Genomic DNA, 22,804 nt, shown 5'->3' on the forward strand with positions numbered 1-22,804 from the left:
GAGCTTAGCATTCATTGCAATTAAACCTTATAGCAGTTTCGATTGGCAATCCTAGGTCACTTTCCAATCGCCAAGGTCATCAATATTAAAATAGGCATAAAAAACACCGCCGCAAATCCATAAAACCGCGAAACGCTTTTTATCCGTAGCAGATGCCAGCAAGCGAGCCGCGCCCTGATGGCCATCTATTTATGCGCCATCGGCGCGCATACGGCATGAAAAATGGCCGCCTGCGCCAAATCGGGCAAGGGCGGCCATTTGCGACGGCGGATTACTCCCAGGCTCAGCTGCTGATTTTGTCCAGCAAGGCCTGGGCTTCGTCTTTTAACGCCCCCTGGGCTTCGCCCAATAAATCCTGCAACACTTCGCGGGCGCCTTCGCGGTCGCCCATGTCGAGATATACCTTGGCTAGGTCCAATTTGGTGGACAAGGGGTCATCCAGCACAGACATGCCCTCGGCCTGCGCGCCGGCGGCGGGCGGGGCCTCGGCAGGCGTTTCTGCCAGCATGTCCGCATACAGGGACTCCAATCCTTCCGTCGCGTCTGCCGGCCCTGTCTCCGCTTTGGCCGGCTCGGCCTGCACGGCATCAAGGTTGAAATCGAAGTCCAGCAGATTGCCTTCCGCCGCGGCCGGCTTGGCCGCTTCCGTCGTCGGCTCCGGCGGCAGCATGGCCTCCAGATCGAAGTCCAGCACGTTGGGCTCTTCCTCGCGCTTGGATTCGTCTGCCGGCAGTTCGAACAATGCCGCCAAGGGGTCGGCCTCGGGCGCGGGCGCCGCTTCCGTCATTTCGGCGGCAGCCGCCTCGCCATCCGGGGCGAACAACTCCTTGTCCAGATCGATCGCCTCGCCAGGCGCGGCGGCCGCCGGAATCTCCGGCATGGCGTCGTCGCCCGATTGATACAAAGGATTCTCCGGATCGATGGCCCGTCCCAGCGTGACCGTCTTGGCCCACATCGCGCCGCGGCCGTCGAAGGCTGCTTGCATCTCCCGCGCCAAACGCTCGAAGCTCGCGGTATCGGGCCGCGCCGCATAGACCTCCATCAACTTCATCCGCACTTCATGGCGCGACGGGTCCTTCAACAGGGCGTCCTTGAGAATTTCCTCGGCCTGCTGATCGCGGCCATAGGCGATGTACACCTCAGCCTCGGCCACCGGGTCCACCTCGGCTGCGTCAATCGCGCCGGCAGCCTGGGTGAAGTTGCTCATGAAGGAGTTGGAGCCGCCAGCGGCAGTCGCGCCGGCCCCCATCACGGTGGCGCGCCCCAAAGCAGCTCCCGCAGCGGCGTCACGTCCACCGGCACGGCGCCTGGCGATCATCACGCCCAACAATCCCAACAACCCCACGACTGCGACGCCGCCGCCGATCAGCGGCAGATTATCCATCACGCGGCTCATCAAAGACGGCTGCGGCGGCGTTGGAGGCGGCACAAGATGAACGGGCTTGCGTTTGGGCGCCGGATGCGGCTCGGCCGGTTTTTCCATCGGCTTGGGCGCGCTGGCGGCTGGCGCCGGGACAGGCGAACTGGCAGGCGCGGCCATGGGGGCCGGCGCCATCGCCGCGCCCGATGCCGTCTTGGCCGGCGGAATCACGCCAGCCGCTTGCAATGATTTCAGTTGCTGCTCCAGCGCCGTGATGCGGGCCGTCGCATCCTGCAGCGCCTTTTCTTTGGCATTGATCTGTTGCTGCAAGTCGCTGAGCTTGGCGTTGTCGGCGCCGTCTCCCGGCACCAGCTTGAGCACATCGCCGCCTGACTTGCCGCCCGACGCGGCCGACTGCGCCTGCGGCTGCGATGCCGTGCTCGCAACCGGGCCGAGGATGCTGCTGACCTGCTCGGCCGACAGCGCCTTGATCTTGCGCGCAGCCGGCACTTTCAGGACCGATCCTGGCTTGGGATGGTCGACATCGCCCTGATCAAAGGCGTCGGGATTGGCCTGGGCTAGCGCCGCCATGGTCTGGCGCACGCTCGCGCCGCGTGGTTTGACTTTCAACGCCAGCGAACGCAAGGTGGCGCCCTGCTTTACCCTCAGCTCAGTGGGAACGGCCGGCGCCTGTCTGACCGGCGCGGCGGACTTATAACGGGAGGCCTGGTCGCTGTCGGCATAGCTGGGCACATCCTGTACGATGTTCTGCCCGCCGGGATTGTAGTTTGCCGGGTCCAGCAGCACGGTGTACTCCCGCACCGAGCGGCCGGACGGCGCCCGCGCCTCGACGACGAAACGCAGGTAGGGATCATTGATGGGGCGGGTGGAGCTGACGCGGATCGTCGCGCCATTGGAACCCGGATTCAGCGCGAAGCGCAGCGTCGACAGCGAGGAGGCATAGTCGACGTTCAAGGCCTGAAAGGTTTCGATGCCGGCCAGGCCCACGCGGACGGCATCCATTTCGCCGGGCGTCACCCCAGTCATTTCGATGTCCGCCTTCAGAAGCTCCCCCAGATTGGAGCGGACATAAATCTTCCCCAATCCGGCCCAGGCGCACGCGGAACACGCCAGACCGATCAAAAGCATGCCAAGCTTGATTTTTCGCTGATTTCTCACTGTCTACCTTCCGGCATTGTCGCATTTATGTGATTTTATTGGCGCGAGCCCGCCTCCGGGATGGCGGGCAACTGCTGCAATCTTAGGCTCTGGCAGCAAGTTTAGCCAGATGTCACAACAGCCGCGCCCTGCGCCTGCCCTGAATGGGATTACATCTGCGCGCTCTGTCCGGCCAGAATCTCCGCGATGCGCACGCAGTGGATGGCCGCGCCGGCTTTCACGTTGTCAGCCGACAGCCACAAGCTTAACACGTTGCCATGACGGCGCAGCCGGCTGATCCAGATCCCTTCGTTGCCCGTCGCTTCCATCGGCGTAATGTAGCCGCCGTGCTGTTCGCGGCCGACCACCTGCAATCCTGCTGCCTTGAGCCGATTTTGCACTTGTTCGAGGTCAAACTCTTTATGCAATTCGACTTGAACTGCCCAGGAATGGCCAAAAAACACCGGCACGCGCGCGCAGGTCACTTCCAGCTGTTGCGGCTGCAAATTCAGCAGGCGGGCGGTTTCATCGCGCACCGAACGCTCTTCTTCCGAATCGCCGTTGGCGTCAACCTCGCCGATCTGCGGCAGCACGTTGAAGGCGATGCGCTTAGCGTAGACATTGACCTCGGCGTCGCGGTGCGTAAACAGCGCCGTGGTCTGGTCAGCCATTTCCTCCATCGCCTTCTGGCCGCTGCCGGAAACTGCCTGGTAGGTGGATACCGTGACGCGCGCGATGCCCAGCGGCAGCAGCGGCGCCAGGGCCAGGGCCAGCGGCGTCACCGTGCAGTTGGGCACGGCCACCAGCGGCGCGCGGCCCAGGTCTTGCAGCTCGGCGGCGTTGATCGCCGGCGCCACCAGCGGCACGCCGGCGTCGTGGCGGAAAGCGGAGCTGAAATCCACCACCGCCGCGCCGGCGTCGCGCGCCTGCGGCACGTATTGGCGCGAGATGTCGCCGCCGGCGGCGAAGATGGCCAGACCGACGTTCTCGAAATTGAACTCGTCCACCGGATGCACGTCCAGCTCCAGATTGCCCAGCGACACGGTGCTGCCGTCCTGCTCGGCGCTGTCTACCGCAAACACGCGGGCAGCCGGGAAATTGCGCTCGGCCAGCAGTTCCAGCACGGCCTGGCCCACCAGGCTGGTGGCGCCCACCACGGCAATTTGCAGAGAAGTCGACATATCTTGTTCCTATCGTTACCGCCGACGGCGCGGGCCGCCGGCATTCCAATGCGAAAAGGGCACCGAAGTGCCCTTGAGTTCTGTCAGCCCCGGCAAGCGCCGGAGCGAGGCTTGACGCCTATTCTACCCGTCAGCGCGCGATCAGGATACGCAGCATGCGGCGCAGCGGCTCGGCCGCGCCCCACAGCAACTGATCGCCGATCACGAAGGCGGACAAGTACTCGCCGCCCATGTTCAGCTTGCGCACGCGGCCGACGCCGACTTGCAGCCCGCCGGTGATGGCCGCCGGGGTCAGTTCCTTGACCGAGATTTCTCGATCGTTCGGCACCCACTTCACCCAGTCGTTGCCGGACTTGATGATGGCTTCGATCTCGTCCAGCGGCAGGTCTTTCTTCAGCTTAACCGTCAGCGCCAGGCTGTGGCAGCGCATGGCGCCGATGCGCACGCACAGGCCATCCACCGGAATCACGCTGGCGGTGCCGAGAATCTTGTTGACCTCGGCCTGGCCCTTCCACTCTTCCTTGGACTGGCCGTTGTCCAGCTGCTTGTCGATCCACGGGATCAGGCCGCCGGCCAGCGGCGCGCCGAAGTACTCGGTCGGCACGTCTCCGCGGATGGCCTGGGCCACCTTGCGGTCGATGTCCAGAATGGCGGACGACGGCGTGGCCAACTCCTCAGCCACGGCAGCATGGATCGCTCCCATGCCCTTGAGCAGTTCGCGCATGTGGTTGGCGCCGCCGCCGGAGGCCGCCTGGTAGGTCATGGACGATACCCAGTCGACCAGGCCTTCGCGGAACAGGCCGTTCATGCCCATCAGCATGATGGAGTTGGTGCAGTTGCCGCCGATGTAGTTCTTGACGCCCTTTGCCAGCCCCTGCTCGATCAGTCCCTGGTTGACTGGATCCAGCACGATGATGGAGTCCGCTTCCATCCGCAGCGTGGAGGCGGCGTCGATCCAGTAGCCGGTCCAGCCGGCAGCGCGCAGCTTGGCGTAGACCTCGGTGGTGTAGTCGCCGCCCTGGCAGGTGACGATCACGTCCATCGCCTTCAGTTCATCGATATTGCCTGCATCTTTCAAGGCCGGCACTTCGCGGCCGATGTCCGGCGCTTTGCCGCCGACATTGGAAGTGGTGAAGAACACCGGTTCGTCGATGGCGGCGAAGTCGTTTTCTTCGCGCATGCGTTGCATCAGCACGGAACCGACCATGCCGCGCCAGCCTACAAAGCCTACTCTCACTGTAAATCTCCTGAGTCTGTCCTAAGTCCGATTCGTGAATCGCGCCCCGTCTTGCGCGGAGCGGCGATGAAATTTTTGTTACCTCATTGTGCAGTGCGCCACCGCGTCAGGCAATGGGGTGAATCGTTTTTATTGTGAAGGTCATCGGAACAATCGATTCAGGCCACGTGAACAATCCGCAGCCGGCCTGGGAGCAGGCATGAGTGCCGTTAATACGCGACATCGCTTGCCGAGAACATTGCTTATTTATTCGCGCGGCGCCACGCGCATCACGACGCCTCCAGACATCAGAAAAATGCATCCTTTCATTAACGCCGTCCGGCCGAATGCAAAACCGGCGCGTCCGCACAAGCGAACCACGCCGGTTATCGCCGATCGGAAAATGGCTTACAGCGCCGCCACCACCGCGTCGCCCATGCCGGAGCAGCTGACCTTCTCGCAACCGGATTCGTAGATGTCGGCGGTGCGATATCCTTGCGCCAGCACCTTCTTCACCGCGTTTTCCACGCGCTGCGCGGCGGCTTCCTCGCCAAAGCTGTAGCGCAGCATCATGGCGGCGGACAGGATGGTGGCCAGCGGGTTGGCCAGGTTCTGGCCGGCGATGTCCGGCGCCGAGCCGTGGCTGGGCTCGTACAGGCCTTTGTTGTTCTGGTCGAGGGACGCCGATGGCAGCATGCCGATGGAACCGGTCAGCATCGAGGCCTCGTCGGACAGGATATCGCCGAAGATATTGCCGGTGACCATCACGTCGAATTGCTTGGGGTTGCGCACCAGTTGCATCGCCGCGTTGTCCACGTACATGTGGCTGAGCTCCACCTGCGGATACTCGCGCGCCACGTCTATCATGATCTCTTTCCAGAACTCGGTGGTTTCCAGCACATTGGCCTTATCCACCGAACAGAGCTTTTTATTGCGCTTCATGGCGATGCCGAAAGCAACGTGGGCGATGCGGCGCACTTCGCTCTCGCTGTAGCGCATGGTGTTGTAGGCCTCGCGCTCGCCCAGTTCGTTGACGGCGATGCCGCGCGGCTGGCCGAAGTAGATGTCACCGGTCAACTCGCGCACGATCATGATGTCCAGCCCGGCCACCACTTCCGGCTTCAGCGTGGACGCGTTGGCCAGCTCCGGATACAGGATGGCTGGCCGCAGATTGGCGAACAGCCCCAGGTCCTTGCGGATGGCCAACAAGCCGCGCTCCGGCCGCAGCGGACGCTCCAGTTTGTCGTATTGCGGGCCGCCGACGGCGCCCAGCAGCACCGCGTCGGCTTCGCGGCACAGTTTCTGCGTCGCCTCCGGATAAGGCGCGCCGTATTGGTCATAAGCCGCGCCGCCCAAGGGCGCGTGTTCGGTCTCGATTTTCAGGCCGTCGCGGCGCAATACGTCCAGCACGCGTTCGGCCTGGGCGATGATTTCCGGACCGATGCCGTCACCCGGCAGAATGGCGATTTTCATGGTGTTTTCCTTATTCCCGTTTGTCTGATTTCGGTTTGTCTTCGTCGCGCTGGGTCAGCCGCTCCACCAGCGCCTTTTCGCAACACTTGAATACGATATAGGCCGCCATCGCGGCATAGCCGGACAGCAACAATTCACCCAACTGGCGCAGCGCGCCATCCATCGCCGCCTGCCAGCCCGCCTCAAGCCAAAGCTTAAGGTTCAATTGCAGCACCAGGGCCAGATTGATGGTGCCAAGCCCGAACAGCAGAAAGCTCAAACCCAGCAGCAGAAAAGCCGCCGCCGGGTGGCGATGCAGCCAGGCCATCCAGCCGCGTCGCGCCCCGGCCTCCTTCCCGCCTCCATCCTCACGCCTGACTGGTTTCATCCACGCTTACCAATCCGCTTTTCTGGGCGATGCCGGTTGGCAGACCATCCAGGCTCACGCCGTTGCGGTTTCGCCAATACTCGCGTATGCCCGGCGCGCGCTTGGCACGGGCCCAGTCGTTCAACTGCTCCCGCTCGCCCTGGTATTGATAGCAAGGCACAGCCATGCCGCAGGAAGCCTGCACCAGCTCCACATCCAGCAGGAAAACCTGGCGCGCGCCCGGCAAGGGGTCGAACAGGCCGTAATAATCGGCCCAGTCCGGGTCACCCTGATGAATCGCCCGTGCCCGCCCATACAGGCGCAGGATCAGCGGCTTGCCATCAAAGGCGCAGAACATCAAGGTCATGCGCGGGTGATGCTCGATGTGGCTAGCCGTTTCATTGCCGCTGCCGGTCACGTTCAGCCAGGCCACCTGGTTCGGCCCCAGCACCCGCAGCGAGTCCATGCCCTTGGGCGACAGGTTGACATGGCCATCCGCCATGGCGGTAGCGACGAAAAACAGTTTTTGTCCGGCGATGAACTCGTGGTGCGAATCCTGCAACTCCTGATAACGCTGCCCCATGCCGCGCCTCCCTCAGCAATGATTGTGGTTTACGGGATGCAGGTTTGCCTTAGGCAAAATGCTCCGCGTCTTCCGGCACCGCCACCCACCCATGCTTCCTCTCCTCATAAACCGACACGCTGGGCGCCGGGAAACCTGGATCGGCAAACGCGCCTACCGGTATCGCCACAAACTCGTCCAGCCCTTCCGGCTCGTAATACACGGTAGCGCCGCAAGTCGGGCAGAAGTGGAATTTGACGCGCGAGCCTTCATCGCCCACCCGGACGTAGACGGTGGAATGGCCGGCGATGCCGACGTCCTTGCGGTAAAAGCGGGCCTGCTGGCCAAAAACGCTGCCGGTGCGGCGCTGGCAGGCCAGACAGTGGCAGATGGAGACGCGCACCAGCTCGCCTGTTACTTGGGCGGTGAGCTGGCCGCAGCTGCATGCGGCAAGGCGGTTGGGCATGGAGTGGCTCTTCCAATGGTTCATGCAGGGTGGAGCGGGCGCCTTCGCAGGACGCGCCCACCGCGCGGGCGCTGACCAGTTATCGATTCAAGCAAACAGCCAGGGCTGCTCGACGCGGCGCTTGGCTTCGAAGGCCTTGATTTCGTCCGCATGCTGCAAGGTCAGGCCGATTTCATCCAGGCCGCCCAAGAGACAATGCTTGCGGTGCTCGGTGATGTCGAATAGAAAGGCCTGACCAGACGGGGTGAACACGGTCTGCGCCGCCAGGTCCACCGTCAGGCTATAGCCCGGCGTGGCCTCGCATTCGCGGAACAGCTGGTCCACGATGTCCGCCGCCAGCACGATGGGCAGCAGGCCGTTCTTGTAACAGTTGTTGAAGAAGATGTCGGCAAAGCTGGGGGCGATCACCGCGCGGAAGCCCTGGTCATCCAACGCCCACGGCGCATGCTCGCGGCTGGAGCCGCAGCCGAAGTTTTCCCGCGCCAGCAGGATCTGGGCGCCTTGGTAGCGCGGCTGGTTCAGCACGAAGTCCGGATTCAGCGGCCGCAGGCTGTTGTCCATGCCGGGTTCGCCGTGATCCAGATAGCGCCATTCGTCGAACAGATTGGGGCCGAAGCCGGACCGCTTGATCGACTTCAAAAACTGCTTGGGAATGATGGCGTCGGTATCGACATTGGCGCGGTCCAACGGACAGACCAGGCCCTGCAAGGTGGTGAATGCTTTCATATTGCGCTCCCTGTTCAGGATGGCGCGGGGTTACTCGGCGGTGCGCTTGATCGCTTCGCCGCCTTTTTCCACCGCGTTGCCGATCGCCTTGCCAGCCTTCTGCAGCCCATGCTCCACAGCCTGCCCGCCTTCCTTGGCGTCGGTCTTGATGCCTTGCACGGTGTTGCAGCCGCCCAGCAGCAGGGCCAGGCTCAGCCAGACAATCGGTTTGTTCATGATGCGATGCTCCATATTGCGATGGACAGCCTTTCTGTCCGACAGGATTGAATTGATCAGACATGCATTCTACCCTGTAGTCGCCGGCGGTCCATCGCCGCCGCTCACTGCGCGGCCAGGCGCCTCACGTCGACGAAATGGCCAGCCACCGCCGCCGCCGCCGCCATCGCCGGACTCACCAGATGGGTGCGCCCGCCCTGCCCCTGTCGGCCTTCGAAATTGCGGTTGGAGGTGGAGGCGCAGCGCTCGCCCGGCAGCAGCCGGTCGGCGTTCATCGCCAGGCACATCGAACAGCCCGGCTCGCGCCATTCAAAGCCGGCAGCGGTGAAAATCTTGTCCAAGCCCTCGGCCTCGGCCTGCGCCTTGACCAGGCCGGAGCCCGGCACCACCAGCACCTGCTTGACGTTGGCGGCCTTTTGCCGCCCCTTGGCCACAGCCGCGGCCTCGCGCAAGTCCTCGATGCGGCTGTTGGTACAGGAACCGATGAACACCACATCCACCGGTATCTGATCGATGGGCGTATCAGCCTCCAGGCCCATATAGGCCAGCGCGCGCTCGATGCCGGCCTTCTTCACCGGATCATTTTCGCGCGCCGGATTCGGCACCTTGCCGCCCACGTCCACCACCATTTCCGGCGAAGTGCCCCAGGTGACCTGAGGTTGGATGTCGGCAGCCTGCAGGACGATCACTTCGTCGAAATGCGCGCCGTCGTCGGAATGCAGCGTGCGCCAGTAAGCCACGGCCGCGTCCCACTGCTCGGCCTTCGGCGCGTACGGACGTCCCTTCACGTATTCAATGGTCTTGTCGTCCACCGCCACCAGGCCAGAACGCGCGCCGCCTTCGATCGCCATATTGCACAGCGTCATGCGGCCTTCCATCGACAGACTGCGAATGGCCTCGCCGCCAAACTCGATGGCGTAACCGGTGCCGCCGGCGGTGCCGATCTTGCCGATGATGGCCAGCGCCACGTCCTTGGCGGTGACGCCCGCGCCCAGTTGGCCGTCCACGCGCACCAGCATGTTCTTGGACTTCTTGGCCACCAGGCATTGCGTGGCCATCACATGCTCCACCTCGGAGGTGCCGATGCCGTGCGCCAGCGCGCCGAAAGCGCCATGGGTGGAGGTGTGGCTGTCGCCGCACACCACGGTCATGCCAGGCAGCGTGGCGCCCTGCTCCGGCCCCATCACATGGACGATGCCCTGACCCTTGTCTTTGAACGGGAAGTAAGCCAGCGCGCCGAATGCCTTGATGTTGGCGTCCAGCGTTTCCACCTGTTGGCGGGAAATCGGGTCCTTGATGCCTTCATCCCAGTGGTCGGTCGGCGTGTTGTGATCCGCGGTGGACACCACGGAATCCACGCGCCACAGCTTGCGGCCGGCCAGTTTCAGGCCTTCAAATGCCTGCGGGCTAGTCACTTCGTGCACCAGGTGGCGGTCGATATACAACAGCGCCGTGCCATCGGCTTCCTGTCGCACTACATGGCTGTTCCACAATTTGTCGTACAAGGTTTGCGCGGTCATGTTGCGGCTCCTCGGGTCGTCGTTGCACACATCTTTGACCAGCTTTGATCCTGTTACAAGATAAGCCGTTATACTGGTATAAAAACCAACAGGATCGCCATATGGAATCATCCTCGTCCACGCCGCTTGGCGCCTTTCTGCGCGCCCACCGCGAACGACTGACGCCGCAACAGGCTGGCCTGCCCAGCGGCCCGCGCCGCCGCGCCAAAGGCTTGCGGCGCGAGGAAGTGGCGCAACTGGCCGGCATCAGCCCCACCTGGCTCACCTGGCTGGAACAGGGCCGTACCGAGTCGGTGTCGGCCCATACCCTGAGCCGGCTGGCCGCCGCGCTGCAATTATCCGGGGCAGAAATCGACTACCTATTTGACCTGGCCGGCCTGAAAAACCCCAAGGACAAGCGCGCCGAGGCCAACCCGCAAGCGCGGGAAATCCTGGAAGCCATGTTGCCGCACATCGCCATCCCGGCCTATGTGCTGGACCGCCATTGGCGGGCCGTCGCCTGGAACGCGGCGGCGGAACAGTTGTTTTGCGGCTGGCTGGGCAATCCGGAAGCCAGCCGCAGCCAACTCGACTTCATCTTCCTGACGCCGGAGGCGAAGACCTTCATCGACAACTGGCCGGAACGGGCGCGGCGCATCGTGGCGGAGCTGCGGGCAGACCTGGGCCAGCAACTGGATAATGTGGAAACGGCGGCCATGCTGGAGAGGCTGCGCCGGGAAAGCGCGGACTTTGAATGTTTCTGGCAGCAACAGGATGTGCTGGAACGCGAAGGCGGCGAACGCGCCTTCCATCATCCGGCGCTTGGCCGGCTGCACAAGCGCCAGATCACGTTGCGGCCGGCCAATGCCCCGGAACTGAAGCTGGTGATGCTGTTATGACGTTGATGTATCATATTGCACTCATTCGCCCGCATGGCTCGCGGCGTTTGGCAATGTGAAAAAGGAAAATCATGTCATCTGCAACAAAATGGCTGCTCGCCACATCCCTGTGCATGCTGGCAGGGGCAGGCAGCGCAATGGCCGACAGTCTATCCCCGCAAGAAGAGCAGGCCTTGCAACAAATCCGCCAGTTCTACAGCAAACAAATTGGCCGCGCGCCGACGCCGCAGGAAGAGCAGGCCATGTTGCAGCAATGGCGGGCAACCATGCTCAATGTCTCAGTCAAAGCGGCACAAATCAATGCCATGGCAAGCGGGCAGATATCGCAGGGCAGCGCATCCGCCGGCCCTGAACCCATAACGCCATCCAACTCAAATGAGCAAACCGTGGCTAAGCAATTGGCCACTCTAGGCAAACCCAAAACTGGCTTCAGCATTGTTCAGGCACGAGATGGACTAAAAATCGATGGGGACAGCTATCTTGACCCCTCGGGGGCCATCCGCAACTATGCCTTCGACAGCTTGACTGGAGACATTACCTACTCGGTTCAATCGGGCCAGCAACTGGTGTACAAATACCTGCGCGCCGGCAGCCCTGCTGAGCCCATCACTATCGCCACAGCCCAGCCTTCTGGCAGGATATGGCAAGTCACCACCGCAAGCGGCAAGCAAATCAGTGGCAACACCATTGCCCCCATTCCGAAGGGCGTCATGGTATCTCGCGGCAGCTCAGCCTTCCGCTATGTACCAGGCTTGGGCGTTAAGTCCGCCTCCATCCCGGACGGCTGGGAAATGGCGCAATTCCAACGCGGCAATGTGGGCGCAACCAATTTCGTCCTATTGGAAAAGCAATACGTTCATGATGGCGGCTTAGGCGATATTTTCTCAACCGTCAAAAGCATGGGCGCACTGGTTGGCCTGAACAAAAAAGAAGATTATGCCCTGTTCAATCTGGAAAACAGCAAGCTATATCCACTCAACATCCAGGTTGATGGAAAGATGCGCAGTGTCATGTCCAATTGCCGTCAAAAAAATGCTCTAGTCAACGAGTGCAGCACGATGACCAGTTACGAGTCGCTCTACACTGACTTGGGCCCGAACTTTGGCCATTACTACTGGAAAGTAGGCTGGTACAACACGCCGCAAGGCCCGATTGCCATAACGATGGAGAACGGCGTGAATGATGTTTACGTGCTGGACCTCAATACGGGCAAGAAAGTCTCCGCCTTCCATCGAGGCATGGGTATTACCTCGCTAGCGATGGCTCAGCAGGTGGATGGCCGCGTCAGAATCAATGCCAACTGGATGTTTGAAGACCACATAATCGAAGACGCGAATAAGCAATTGGCGGAACAAACAGACGTCAACAACGCTGCGTCAGGGCAGTAAAAAGATCACAAGGCAGGCGGCCCCAGATGCTCCTGCAGCAGCCGCCAGCCTTGCGCATCCTTGATCAAGGCGCAACTGCCTCGGCCATGCCCTTCCGCCGCCTGCCCATCCACGAGGCCGCTCCAGGCGAAATCATAGACGCAGGCGGCGAAGTGTTCTCCCACATGCGTCCAGTGCAGGTCGGCAGTGCGGTATTCTTCGCCGCGTATCCACTCGAAGGTCTGGCGGATGGCATCGCACACCGCGGCCTTGCCTTTGAACGTGCCATCGGAAAACACGAAACAGGCGTCTTCATGCAGCCAGGGTGCCACTTGGCGCCAGTCGTGCGTGGCCAAGGCACGTTTATATTGGTCCAAGGCCTGATGCGGAGTAAGGGCGATAGTCATTTCGGCGCCTAGTGTTTGGCTCTCAACCAACGCAGACACACGAACACGCCTATCAAAGCCGCGACGGCCGACATCGTGAAGGTCGGCAGCACCCCGCCATGCGGCCAGATCAAGCCGCCGATCAGCCCGCCGCCGCTGCCGCCCACGCCAAATGAGGCGATGATGTACAGTCCCTGCGCCCGGCCGTGATGCTGCTCGGCGAACATGCGGTTGATCAGGCCGATGGCCGAAGCATGATGCAGGGCATAGGTCAGCGCGTGCAACGCCTGGGCAAAGGCGGCGATGGCCGGCGAGGCCAGGCAGGTGGCGATCAGGCCGAAACGCAGCACCGCGGCGACCAAAGAGGTCAGCATCAGCGCCTCCAAGCCGAAACGGCGCATGATGCGCGGCATCAGCATGAACACGCCGATTTCCACGATCACTCCCAGCGCCCACAGCATGCCCACCGCGCCCTTGTCGTAGCCAAAGTCCTTCAAACCCAGCGAGTAAAAAGTGTAGTAAGGCCCATGGGCGAAGGCCTGCAGGAAACAGCAGGCAAACAGGGCCATCACCACCGGCTTCTTCAGTGTCTCCCATATCGGGCCGGCCGGTTTGGATCGGCTCTGCGTCACCACATCCGGCACTTTGAAAGCCGTCAACGCCACGCCTATCAACAAGACCGAGACTATCCATGGCGTGGCGGCGATGCCCATCCAGTCCAACAGATAGCCGCCTGTCATCGCCAGGCAGACGAAGCCGATGGACCCCCATACCCGCACCCGGCTGTAACGACCGGGGTTTTCGCGGGTGAGATAGGCGGTGCTGGCCTCCACTAACGGCAGCGCCGCCGCCCAGAAGAAGTGTGACACCGCCAGGCAGACGAATATCCACCAGAAGCCGTTATGCAGGCCCACCAGGCAAAAACTGGCGGCGGACAGGATGGACGTGGTGATGATGATGTTGCGGCGGCGGCCGCTCTTGTCGGCCAACCATCCCCAAAAACCCGGGGCGACAATCCGGGCAAACGTGGACAGGGCCATCAGGATGGAAATCTGCCAGGCGCTGAACGACAGCGACTCCAGATACAGGCCCCAGAACGGGCTGAACATGCCCTGGAAAGTGAAATAGGTGAAGTAAAACCCGGCGAACGGCAACAACGACTGCATTTTTTATCTTTCTAGTGGTTCCATGCCTGGCACCATCCGGCGCCAGGCCGAACTGGCGCCGCAAATACGGCTAATACGACGACTTGAAACGAGTGATCTCGCGCCGCGCCTTCTTGGTGGGCCGGCCTTCGCCATGCGGGAAGCTGGCATGCTCGGCCTTCAGCAGCAGCACCCGCTCCGCGCGCGCAGCGACCGACGCCTCGTCTTCGCGGTACATCAGCACGGCTTCCTTGGCCGGCCGGCGCTGCGTGGCCAGCTGCAGCACTTCCACGTTGTACTCCAGCTGATTGATGCGCAGGAAAAGCCGGTCGCCCTCTTTCACCACGCGCGACGCCTTGACCCGCTCGCCATTGACCAGCACCCGCCCCAGCTCCAGCGCCTCATGCGCCAGCTGGCGGGTCTTGAAAAAGCGCGCCGCCCACAGCCACTTGTCCAGACGGACCTTGCCGTCATCGTGCTCTTGCTGCGCCATCACGCCACCTTCCAGCTGGCCGACACCTGGCCATGCAGCTCCAGTTCCAGCGCGTCGCCGGACACGATGCGCGCCACGCCTTCCGGCGTGCCGGTGAAGATCAGGTCGCCATCGGACAGGCCGTACAGGCGCGACAGATAGCTGATCTGCTGCGCCAGCGAGAACAGCATCAGCCCGGTATCGCCGTGCTGCCGCAATTGGCCGTTGACGCGCAGATCGAAAGTCAGCCGCTGCGGATCGGCCACGCCGGCGGCCGGCACCAGCGTGGACACGCATGCCGCGCCGCGGAAGCCCTTGGCCTTGGTCCACGGATGGCCCTTGCTCTTGGCCTCGCTCTGTACGTCGCGCGCGGTCAGGTCCAGCCCTATGCCGTAGCCGGCGACATGGCTCAGCGCCTGCTCCGGCGCGATATCGTCGCCGCCCTTGCCGATCAGCGCCACCAACTCGCATTCATGATGCACATCGCGGGAATATGCCGGCAGCCGGATAAGGGACGATTCATCCAGCAATGAGGACGTGGGTTTCAGAAAAACCAGCGGTTCGCTTTCCACCGCATTGCCCAACTCCGCGGCATGCGCGGCGTAATTGCGGCCGATGCAGAAAATATTTCCCACCCGAACAGGCTGTAAACCAAGTTTTACACTTGCCATTGCAATTCCTCATGACTTGTTCTGTCAATTATCCCACAGCGAGATGCAAAAGCCATACTTTGGCGCAGTAGGCGCTTTGGCACTCTTGTGCATTGCAACAACAGAAGCCGTCGATTTCCCGCCAGCCACTGTTTTTGACAGCTGTATGGCGTGAAAATGTCATGCGATCCTGTTACAGTTTGCAGGTACATCTGCTTGACTATGCATTCCAGACAGACAGATTCAGACAGGCTTCGATAACGATTTAAGTACGTATCAGGAGATTCATCTTGTCCCAGAATAACACCGCCTCGCTGGAAGATTTTTTCGCCGGGCTTTCCGCGGCCAACCAGCAATGGATGCAGCAGTTTGTCAATTCCCTGTCGCTTGGCCAGGGCCAGGCCGATGCCTCCCATCCGCTGACCGGCGCCTGGTCGCAGCTGATGAGCCAGACCAACCAGCTCTTGCAGCTGCAATCCAGCCTCTACCAACAGCAACTGGGCCTGTGGACGCAATTCCTAGGCCAAACCGCCGGCAACGACGCCTCCGCGCCGTCGGCTAAGCCGAGCGACCGCCGCTTCGCCTCGCCGGAATGGGATGAACATCCTTTCTACAGCTTCCTCAAGCAGAGCTATCTGCAAACCTCCAAGTGGATGATGGAGCTGGTGGACAAGACCCAGATCGACGAAACCGCCAAGGACAAGCTGTCCTTCGCCACTCGCCAGTACCTGGACGCCATGGCGCCCAGCAACTTCATGCTGACCAACCCCGACGTGGTCAAGCGCGCCATCGAAACCCAGGGCGAAAGCCTGGTGGAAGGCATGAAGAACATGATGGAGGACATCCAGAAGGGCCATATCTCGATGTCCGACGAGAGCAAGTTCGAAATCGGCAAGAACCTGGTGGTGACGCCGGGCGAGGTGGTGTTCCGCAATGAACTGATCGAACTGATCCAGTACACGCCGACCACCGAAAAAGTCCACGAAAAGCCTTTGTTGTTCGTGCCGCCGTGCATCAACAAGTACTACCTGATGGATCTGCAGCCGGACAACTCCATGGTGCGCCACTTTGTCGGCCAGGGTTACCGCGTCTTCCTGGTCAGCTGGCGCTCTGCCGTACCCGAGATGAAGAACTTCACTTGGGAAACCTATATCGAGAAAGGCGTGTTCGCCGCGGCCGAAGCGGTGCAGAAGATCACCAAGCAACCGACCATGAACGCGCTGGGCTTCTGTGTGGGCGGCGTCATCCTGACTACCGCGCTGTGCGTGGCCCAGGCCAAGGGTCTGAAATACTTCGACTCCGCCACCTTCATGACGTCGCTGATCGACCACGCCGAACCGGGCGAGATCTCATTCTTCATCGACGAGGCGCTGGTAGCCAGCCGCGAAGCCAAAATGGCTGCCGGCGGCATCATCAGCGGCAAGGAAATCGGACGCACCTTCGCCAGCCTGCGCGCCAACGACCTGGTGTGGAACTACGTCGTCAACAACTACCTGCTGGGCAAGACTCCGGCGCCGTTCGACCTGCTGTACTGGAACAACGACGCGGTGGACCTGCCGCTGCCGATGCACACCTTCATGCTGCGCCAGTTCTACATCAACAACGCGCTGATCACCCCGGGGGCCATCACGCTGTGCGGCGTGCCGATCGACATCTCCAAGATCGACATCCCGGTGTATATGTTCGCCGCGCGCGAAGACCATATCGTGCTGTGGAGCTCCGCCTACTCCGGCCTGAAATATCTGAGCGGTGCCCCGAGCCGCCGCTTTGTCCTGGGCGCATCCGGCCACATCGCCGGCTCGATCAACCCGGTCACCAAGGACAAGCGCAACTACTGGACCAACGAGCAGCTGCCGGTCAATCCGGAAGAATGGCTGGAAGGCGCGCAAAGCCATCCAGGCAGCTGGTGGAAAGACTGGGACGCCTGGTTGGCCCCGCAATCCGGCAAGCAGGTTCCGGCACCCAAGACGCTGGGCAGCAAGGAACTCCCACCGCTGCAGCCGGCGCCGGGCAGCTATGTGCTCGCCAAGGCGATGCCTCCCGTCGCCGCCGCCTTGAACTGAACCGAATATAGAGTCCCGCAGAGACGCGGTCCGCCGAATGGCTGACCGTCCATTACAGGAGAAAGACATGGAAGTAGCAATCGTAGCAGCGCAACGCACCGCCATCGGCAGCTTCGGCGGCGCGCTGGCCAAGATTCCGGCGCCGGAACTGGGCGCCACCGTGATCAAGGCCCTGCTGGAAAAAACCGGCGTCAAGCCGGAGCAGGTCAGCGAAGTGATCCTGGGCCAAGTGCTCACCGCCGGCAGCGGCCAGAACCCGGCGCGTCAGGCGCTGATCAAGGCCGGCCTGCCGGTCACCACCCCGGCCACCACGCTGAACGTGGTGTGCGGCTCCGGCCTGCGCGCCGTGCATCTGGCGGCCCAGGCCATCCTGGCTGGCGACGCCGAGATCATCATCGCCGGCGGCCAGGAAAGCATGTCGCTGTCCCCGCACATCCTGCCGGGCTCGCGCGACGGTTTCCGCATGGGCAACGCCCAGCTGGTGGACACCATGGTGAACGACGGCCTGACCGATGCCTACAATGCCTACCACATGGGCATCACCGCCGAAAACGTCGCCGCCAAGTACGACATCAGCCGCGAAGAGCAGGACGCGCTGGCGCTGCAATCGCAGCAACGCGCCGCCGCCGCCCAGAAGGCCGGCAAGTTCAAGGACGAAATCGTCCCGGTGCTGGTGCCGCAACGCAAGGGCGACCCGCTGGCTTTCGACGCCGACGAGTTCATCAAGCATGACGCCAGCGCCGAAGGCCTGGGCAAGCTGCGCGCCGCCTTCAAGAAAGATGGCACCGTCACCGCCGGCAACGCCTCCGGCATCAACGACGGCGCGGCCGCCGTGATGCTGATGTCCACCCAGAAGGCCGATCAGCTGGGCCTGAAGCCGCTGGCCATCATCAAGGGCTACGCGCTGACCGGCTGCGAACCGGAAATCATGGGCATCGGCCCGGTTGCCGCCACCCGCAAGACGCTGGCCAAGGCTGGCTGGAAGGTGGAAGACCTGGACCTGGTGGAAGCCAACGAAGCTTTCGCCGCACAAGCACTGGGCGTGGCGAAAGAGCTGGGCTGGGGTCCGGACAAGGTCAACGTCAACGGCGGCGCCATCGCGCTGGGCCACCCGATCGGCGCTTCCGGCTGCCGCGTGCTGGTGACCCTGCTGCATGAAATGCAGCGCCGCAGCGCCAAGAAGGGCTTGGCCACGCTGTGCATCGGCGGCGGCATGGGCGTGGCGCTGGCAGTCGAGCGTCCGTAAGCGCGCGGCCTGACAGCCTCATGAACCAACCCGCCGGTTTTCTTGCCGGCGGGTTTTGTTTTTCCTGAAGACACCGGCTCTCGCTAGCAGTCCAAACGTATTCCCAAACGCCGCTCCAGCTCCCCGCGCAAAGCCTGCACGTCATTGCGCTCGTCGTCGTGGAAATCGGAACCGTATTTATCGGTGGTCAGCACGCCGTCGAAATCGAAAAACACCGCCTGGATCATGCCGCCCCGCCATCGATTGCGCAGCAGCGGCCGCCCACGCTGACGTCAGCGCCATCATAAACCGCGCTCAACTCGCAGGGATTGCCCAAACCATCGCCCTGATGCAGCGTGAGGCTGCGCCGCAGGTGCAGGCTCAACGCCGCCGCGGCGACGCCGGTGGCAGCATCTTCCAGCGCCGGATCAAGATGGTTGAAATTGCGGCCTTGATACAGGCCATCGGCCAAACGCACATAGGCATAGCAGCCGTTCACGCCCGCTTCCTTGCCCCAGGCGGCGATGCGAGCCAGATCCGGCGTCAATTGCCGCAAGCGCGCCACGCTGTCCAACTCCACCAGCAGCTTGGGACTGCCGGCCGAAGCCAAGGCCGCAGTGGAGACGAAGGCATCGGCCGGGCAGCCCAAAACATCGGACAGCCAGGCCTGCGATGGCGAAGCGCCCGCAACGGCTTGCTCGCGCAAACGAAACAGGATAATCCCGCCCTCCTCGCTCACCTGCAGGCGCAAACCACTGGCGGTACGCAAAAAAGCCGGCAACTGCCCATCGCGCTGCCGCAGCCATGCCGCCGCGGCCAGCGAAGCATGCAGGCACAGCGTGCTGCGCGCATGGGGGTAGTAGTAATCCAGCGTGGCCGCCTCGTCCGGCTCCACGCCAGGATCGACGAATACGCAAGCCGGCGCGGACAGGTTGCGCGCATGCGCCTGACGCCGCTCCACGCTGAGTCCTTGCACATGCTCGCTGTGGCACACCAGCGCCAGATTGCCGCTGTCCGGCGTTCTGCCGAAACAACGGAATGCATTCTCTCTCAACACCTGTCCCCTTATCTTGGCGCGATTGCCACGCAGCAACCATAATAATTAAAATGCATAAATCATCATTCTAACCCTGCCCATGATCTCGCCGGAAATCACCATCCATAAGCACGTTCCCGCCGATGCGGCAAGCGCCATCGAAAACGGACTGAACCGTTACAACGATGAAATCACCGGCTACAACGACCGCCAGCCGCTGGCTGTGCTGGCGCGCGATCCAGCAAGCGGCGAGGTGCTAGGCGGCGCATATGGCCGCAGCTCGCTGGGCCTGCTGTTTCTCGACCTGTTCCATCTCCTGGAATCGTTACGCGGCCAGGGGCTGGGCCGCAGGATATTGGCAGCCTTTGAAGAAGAAGGCCGCCGCCGCGGCTGCAAACATGCCGTGCTGTACACCATCAGCTTCCAGGCGCCCGGCTTTTACCAAAAGCACGGCTGGCAGGTGTTTGGCGAAATCCCATGCGATCCGCCGGGTCACAGCCGCCTCTTCCTGCGCAAGGCGTTATAAGAGCCGCTAACCAAACCCCTGATCCTGCGTTGCGCCTCCTTGGCTCCGGCACTCTTCGAGGTTGTGTTAGCGGCCCTAAGTCCTATTCCGCCGCCGGCTCGTCCAGCAGAAAGCGCGCGCCGCACCCCTGCCCTCCGGCGGCGTCGTCCGGATTGAACAGCTTGCACTTCTGCAGCGATAGGCAGCCGCAGCCTATGCAGTCGTCCAGTTGATCGCGCAGCCGCGTCAGGGCATCGATGCGCGCTTGCAGCAGCGGCTTCCACGCCATGGACAGCCTGGCCCAATCGTCCACCGTCGGCGTGCGCTGCTGCGGCAGCCTGGCCAGCGCCTCGCCTATCTCCTGCAAATTCAATCCCAGCGTCTGCGCCGCGCGGATAAACGATACCCGACGCAAAGCATCGCGGCGGAAACGCCGCGTCTTGCCAGGCTCTCCCACGCTGCGAATCAGCCCGCGCGACTCGTAAAAGCGCAGGGCGCTGGCGGCCACGCCGCTGCGTTTGGCCAGGTAGCCTATCGTGATCGTGTCATTCATGCGCATTGACTTCAAGTTAACTTGAACATGAATACTAGCAAATCCACCACAACAGAAAAACCCGACATGAGCACCGTATTGATCCTCTATTTTTCCGGCAGCGGCAACACCCACCAGTTGGCCGAAGCGGTCTGCCAAGGCGCCGCGGAGCATGGCCATGCCGAACTGCTGCGCATCCGGCCCGAGCACATCGTCGATGGCCGCTATCCCATAGAGCGCATCTCCGCAGCGCTGCGCGAAGCGGATGCCATCATTTTTGGCAGCCCCACTTATATGGGCGGCCCGGCCGCGCAATTCAAAGCGTTTGCCGATGCCAGCAGCGAACTGTGGCGCGATCAGGCTCTGGCCAGCAAGATAGCAGCCGGGTTCACCACCGGCTCGGGACTGAACGGCGATCAGCACGGCACCTTGAGCTACTTTGCCATGCTGGCTTCGCAGCACGGCATGTTGTGGTGCGGCCTGGACCTCCCAAGCCATCATGGCCCGCAAGGTCTGAACCGCATGGGCAGCCAATGGGGCGCCATCGCCAATACCGCCAATCCAGACCTGCATCCAGCCGATTTGGCAACCGCCCGCCACCTTGGCCGGCGCGTGGCCCGGCTAGCCTGCCAACTGAACCAGCTCCAGACGGAGGCAACAACATGATCCCCGCAACCCAGGGCATAGACCATATCCATGTCTACGTGCGCGATCGCGCCGCCGCAGAAATCTGGTATGGCCGGGTATTGGGCCTGGCCAGGCTGGAAAATTTGGAGAGCTGGAGCCGGGACGGCGGGCCGTTGACGCTGGCCGATGCCGCCGGCAGGGTCAAACTGGCCTTGTTTGAACGGGCGGCCATCGCCCCGGCCTCAACCATCGCCTTGGCGACGGATGCCGCAGGCTTCATGGCTTGGCGCGTCCACCTGCAACAAGCGCTAGGCCGGGCTTTGGAGGCCGTGGATCACGAGCTGTCATGGTCGCTGTACTTCAAGGACCCGGACGGCAATGGCTACGAAATCACCAGCTACGACTACGCCGCCCTGAGCGTCATGCTGGCGAACACCTGAGGCCGCAATGAAAAACCTCCCGCCGGATATGGGCTGGGAGGTTTGTCCGCTGGTCCGGCTTGGTGGCCGGGAATATCCGCCCTCTCCGGGCGGTCAGGTTGCTCAACCTTGCCGCATGCTTGCGGCGGCTTCATCGTCCCGCCTAGTGGGGGATGATGATCGGCGCGCCGTCCGGCGCATGCTTCTTTTGGTGCTTGGCGGCCCGTTTTTCCTTCAGGGTCATCTGCGGCTGCTTCTTGGCTTCCTTGGTGCTTTGTCTGGACTTGCTCATGACACGCTCCTTGCTGAGCATCGGAGGATCCGATACTGCTGGTCCAGTATAGATCATTACGAATGAATCATCGTGAATAAATCACATGCGCTGCGCTTAAACGCATTTCTCGGCAAGAACGCCTGGCAGCCTCATTACAAACGCATTAAATGCCGATATCATTCATCCTGCCGCCAGAAGCATGGTGGCGCATTCCAAAAATACAGGAGCCGTGATGAAGCATTTTCTGCATAATTTTGTTCAGCTCTGCCATATTGCAGGCCGCCCCGGGCTGCGCCGGCTGAAGCAGCGCTAAGCGCCCTGACTGCCTCAGCAACGGCTCAAGACCGTTTCCCGCGCGAGGCGACGGGCATGCTCGCATAAGCATCGCTCATCCCCTTGCGCGGTCTTCGCTTTAGCAACAGAATGGATACAATATTTTCTCCGGAGCCGGCATGAACACCCCCACCACCCCGCAACTGGACACCATCCCGCAACGCATCGCCTCGCTGCGCGCCGCCATGGCCAAGGCCGGCGTAGACGCCTGTCTGGTGCCTTCGTCCGACCCGCACCTTTCGGAATACCTGCCGCAACGCTGGCAGGCGCGGCGCTGGCTGTCCGGCTTTACCGGTTCGATGGGCACGCTGATCGTCAGCGCGGACTTCGCCGGCGTGTGGGCGGACAGCCGCTACTGGGTGCAGGCGGAACAAGAACTGGCCGGCACCGGCATTACCTTGATGAAGATAGACACCGCCGCCAGCAGCCTGCATCTGCAATGGCTGGCCGATACGCTAAAAGCAGGCCAGACGCTGGCGGTGGACGGCGATGTGTTGAGCCTGGCTGCGGCCAAAGCCCTGCAAGCGGCGCTGGAGCCGCGCGGCGTGATCGTGCGCAGCGACCTGGACCTGATCGACGCCGTCTACGCCGGCCGGCCGGCGCTGCCGACCGCTGCCATCTACCAGCACGAGCCGGCCTTCGCGCCGGAAAGCCGCGCCGCCAAACTC

Annotated in this window: 26 protein-coding genes; 8 read left to right on the plus strand and 18 right to left on the minus strand. The window is 62.4% G+C overall.

What is annotated here, in order from left to right; translation table 11 throughout:
• Positions 1 to 283: 283 nt before the first annotated feature.
• The 10 genes from C2134_RS18650 to leuC form a co-directional block, all read right to left on the minus strand.
• A complete protein-coding gene (locus C2134_RS18650) occupies positions 284 to 2,509 on the minus strand; it encodes a motility hub landmark protein FimV (protein ID WP_233196511.1) in 2,226 nt (741 codons plus the stop codon).
• 179 nt (positions 2,510 to 2,688) lie between these two features.
• Positions 2,689 to 3,699, minus strand: a complete 1,011-nt coding sequence (locus C2134_RS18655; RefSeq protein ID WP_103321591.1) for an aspartate-semialdehyde dehydrogenase — start codon at positions 3,697 to 3,699, stop codon at positions 2,689 to 2,691.
• A 130-nt stretch (positions 3,700 to 3,829) separates the two neighbouring features.
• Positions 3,830 to 4,936, minus strand: a complete 1,107-nt coding sequence (gene asd, locus C2134_RS18660; RefSeq protein ID WP_103321592.1) for an aspartate-semialdehyde dehydrogenase — start codon at positions 4,934 to 4,936, stop codon at positions 3,830 to 3,832.
• Positions 4,937 to 5,323: 387 nt separating this feature from the next.
• Positions 5,324 to 6,388 carry a 3-isopropylmalate dehydrogenase gene (leuB, locus tag C2134_RS18665; RefSeq protein ID WP_103321593.1) on the minus strand — a complete coding sequence of 355 codons (1,065 nt, stop codon included), beginning with the start codon at positions 6,386 to 6,388 and terminating at the stop codon, positions 5,324 to 5,326.
• Between the two features lie 10 nt (positions 6,389 to 6,398).
• Positions 6,399 to 6,695: a hypothetical protein gene (locus C2134_RS18670; protein ID WP_103321594.1), complete on the minus strand. Its 297-nt coding sequence runs from the start codon at positions 6,693 to 6,695 to the stop codon at positions 6,399 to 6,401.
• Positions 6,696 to 6,735: 40 nt separating this feature from the next.
• Entirely contained in the window at positions 6,736 to 7,317 is a 582-nt protein-coding gene (locus tag C2134_RS18675) for a pyridoxamine 5'-phosphate oxidase family protein (RefSeq protein ID WP_103321595.1), read from the minus strand.
• A 49-nt stretch (positions 7,318 to 7,366) separates the two neighbouring features.
• Positions 7,367 to 7,762 (minus strand): GFA family protein, encoded by a 396-nt coding sequence (locus tag C2134_RS18680; RefSeq protein ID WP_103321596.1) that lies wholly within the window; start codon positions 7,760 to 7,762, stop codon positions 7,367 to 7,369.
• Between the two features lie 87 nt (positions 7,763 to 7,849).
• Positions 7,850 to 8,488, minus strand: a complete 639-nt coding sequence (leuD, locus tag C2134_RS18685; protein ID WP_103321597.1) for a 3-isopropylmalate dehydratase small subunit — start codon at positions 8,486 to 8,488, stop codon at positions 7,850 to 7,852.
• 30 nt (positions 8,489 to 8,518) lie between these two features.
• Positions 8,519 to 8,704: an entericidin EcnAB gene (locus C2134_RS18690; RefSeq protein ID WP_103321614.1), complete on the minus strand. Its 186-nt coding sequence runs from the start codon at positions 8,702 to 8,704 to the stop codon at positions 8,519 to 8,521.
• A gap of 104 nt (positions 8,705 to 8,808) precedes the next feature.
• The gene (leuC, locus tag C2134_RS18695) at positions 8,809 to 10,224 is read right to left on the minus strand and encodes a 3-isopropylmalate dehydratase large subunit (RefSeq protein WP_103321598.1); all 1,416 of its coding nucleotides are present in this window, start codon (positions 10,222 to 10,224) and stop codon (positions 8,809 to 8,811) included.
• A gap of 101 nt (positions 10,225 to 10,325) precedes the next feature.
• Between leuC and C2134_RS18700 the strand changes: the two genes are divergently transcribed.
• Complete coding sequence (locus tag C2134_RS18700; protein ID WP_233196512.1) at positions 10,326 to 11,102, plus strand: helix-turn-helix transcriptional regulator; 777 nt, start codon at positions 10,326 to 10,328, stop codon at positions 11,100 to 11,102.
• Between the two features lie 71 nt (positions 11,103 to 11,173).
• Positions 11,174 to 12,490, plus strand: a complete 1,317-nt coding sequence (locus tag C2134_RS18705) for a hypothetical protein (RefSeq protein ID WP_103321600.1) — start codon at positions 11,174 to 11,176, stop codon at positions 12,488 to 12,490.
• A 5-nt stretch (positions 12,491 to 12,495) separates the two neighbouring features.
• Here the strand turns inward: C2134_RS18705 and C2134_RS18710 are convergent, their stop codons facing one another.
• From C2134_RS18710 to C2134_RS18725, 4 genes are all read right to left on the minus strand, one after another.
• Complete coding sequence (locus C2134_RS18710; RefSeq protein WP_103321601.1) at positions 12,496 to 12,876, minus strand: nuclear transport factor 2 family protein; 381 nt, start codon at positions 12,874 to 12,876, stop codon at positions 12,496 to 12,498.
• 8 nt (positions 12,877 to 12,884) lie between these two features.
• The gene (locus C2134_RS18715; protein WP_103321602.1) at positions 12,885 to 14,021 is read right to left on the minus strand and encodes an MFS transporter; all 1,137 of its coding nucleotides are present in this window, start codon (positions 14,019 to 14,021) and stop codon (positions 12,885 to 12,887) included.
• A gap of 70 nt (positions 14,022 to 14,091) precedes the next feature.
• Positions 14,092 to 14,493: an RNA-binding S4 domain-containing protein gene (locus C2134_RS18720; RefSeq protein ID WP_103321603.1), complete on the minus strand. Its 402-nt coding sequence runs from the start codon at positions 14,491 to 14,493 to the stop codon at positions 14,092 to 14,094.
• Positions 14,493 to 15,143, minus strand: coding sequence for a fumarylacetoacetate hydrolase family protein (locus C2134_RS18725; RefSeq protein ID WP_103321604.1), 651 nt, complete (start codon positions 15,141 to 15,143; stop codon positions 14,493 to 14,495). The genes C2134_RS18720 and C2134_RS18725 overlap by 1 nt, the downstream gene beginning before the upstream one ends.
• A gap of 338 nt (positions 15,144 to 15,481) precedes the next feature.
• Here C2134_RS18725 and C2134_RS18730 point away from each other — a divergent pair, with 338 nt between their 5' ends.
• Together C2134_RS18730 and C2134_RS18735 are read left to right on the plus strand one after the other, a co-directional pair.
• On the plus strand, positions 15,482 to 17,185 hold the full coding sequence (locus C2134_RS18730; RefSeq protein ID WP_103321615.1) for a PHA/PHB synthase family protein: 1,704 nt from the start codon (positions 15,482 to 15,484) through the stop codon (positions 17,183 to 17,185).
• Between the two features lie 67 nt (positions 17,186 to 17,252).
• Positions 17,253 to 18,431: an acetyl-CoA C-acetyltransferase gene (locus C2134_RS18735; RefSeq protein WP_103321605.1), complete on the plus strand. Its 1,179-nt coding sequence runs from the start codon at positions 17,253 to 17,255 to the stop codon at positions 18,429 to 18,431.
• Between the two features lie 83 nt (positions 18,432 to 18,514).
• On the opposite strand, the gene C2134_RS21610 is transcribed toward C2134_RS18735, so the two are convergent.
• Both C2134_RS21610 and C2134_RS18740 read right to left on the minus strand, forming a co-directional pair.
• The gene (locus C2134_RS21610) at positions 18,515 to 18,658 is read right to left on the minus strand and encodes a hypothetical protein (RefSeq protein ID WP_158248818.1); all 144 of its coding nucleotides are present in this window, start codon (positions 18,656 to 18,658) and stop codon (positions 18,515 to 18,517) included.
• Positions 18,655 to 19,464, minus strand: a complete 810-nt coding sequence (locus tag C2134_RS18740; protein ID WP_158248819.1) for a PhzF family phenazine biosynthesis protein — start codon at positions 19,462 to 19,464, stop codon at positions 18,655 to 18,657. The genes C2134_RS21610 and C2134_RS18740 overlap by 4 nt, the downstream gene beginning before the upstream one ends.
• Before the next feature lie 82 nt (positions 19,465 to 19,546).
• Here C2134_RS18740 and C2134_RS18745 point away from each other — a divergent pair, with 82 nt between their 5' ends.
• Positions 19,547 to 19,972, plus strand: coding sequence for a GNAT family N-acetyltransferase (locus C2134_RS18745; protein WP_103321607.1), 426 nt, complete (start codon positions 19,547 to 19,549; stop codon positions 19,970 to 19,972).
• 82 nt (positions 19,973 to 20,054) lie between these two features.
• Here the strand turns inward: C2134_RS18745 and soxR are convergent, their stop codons facing one another.
• Positions 20,055 to 20,504, minus strand: coding sequence for a redox-sensitive transcriptional activator SoxR (soxR, locus tag C2134_RS18750; RefSeq protein WP_071108254.1), 450 nt, complete (start codon positions 20,502 to 20,504; stop codon positions 20,055 to 20,057).
• Positions 20,505 to 20,570: 66 nt separating this feature from the next.
• Here soxR and C2134_RS18755 point away from each other — a divergent pair, with 66 nt between their 5' ends.
• Positions 20,571 to 21,149, plus strand: coding sequence for a flavodoxin family protein (locus C2134_RS18755; RefSeq protein WP_103321608.1), 579 nt, complete (start codon positions 20,571 to 20,573; stop codon positions 21,147 to 21,149).
• Positions 21,146 to 21,550, plus strand: coding sequence for a VOC family protein (locus tag C2134_RS18760; protein ID WP_103321609.1), 405 nt, complete (start codon positions 21,146 to 21,148; stop codon positions 21,548 to 21,550). The genes C2134_RS18755 and C2134_RS18760 overlap by 4 nt, the downstream gene beginning before the upstream one ends.
• A 142-nt stretch (positions 21,551 to 21,692) precedes the next feature.
• Here C2134_RS18760 and C2134_RS22080 read toward each other — a convergent pair whose 3' ends face one another.
• The gene (locus C2134_RS22080; RefSeq protein ID WP_255408125.1) at positions 21,693 to 21,821 is read right to left on the minus strand and encodes a hypothetical protein; all 129 of its coding nucleotides are present in this window, start codon (positions 21,819 to 21,821) and stop codon (positions 21,693 to 21,695) included.
• Between the two features lie 434 nt (positions 21,822 to 22,255).
• Between C2134_RS22080 and C2134_RS18765 the strand changes: the two genes are divergently transcribed.
• Positions 22,256 to 22,804 (plus strand): aminopeptidase P family N-terminal domain-containing protein (locus C2134_RS18765; protein ID WP_233196513.1); only part of this gene is annotated, 549 nt, incomplete at its 3' end.

The organism is Chromobacterium sinusclupearum, from assembly GCF_002902845.1.
GTDB classification, from domain to species: Bacteria; Pseudomonadota; Gammaproteobacteria; order Burkholderiales; family Chromobacteriaceae; genus Chromobacterium; species Chromobacterium sinusclupearum.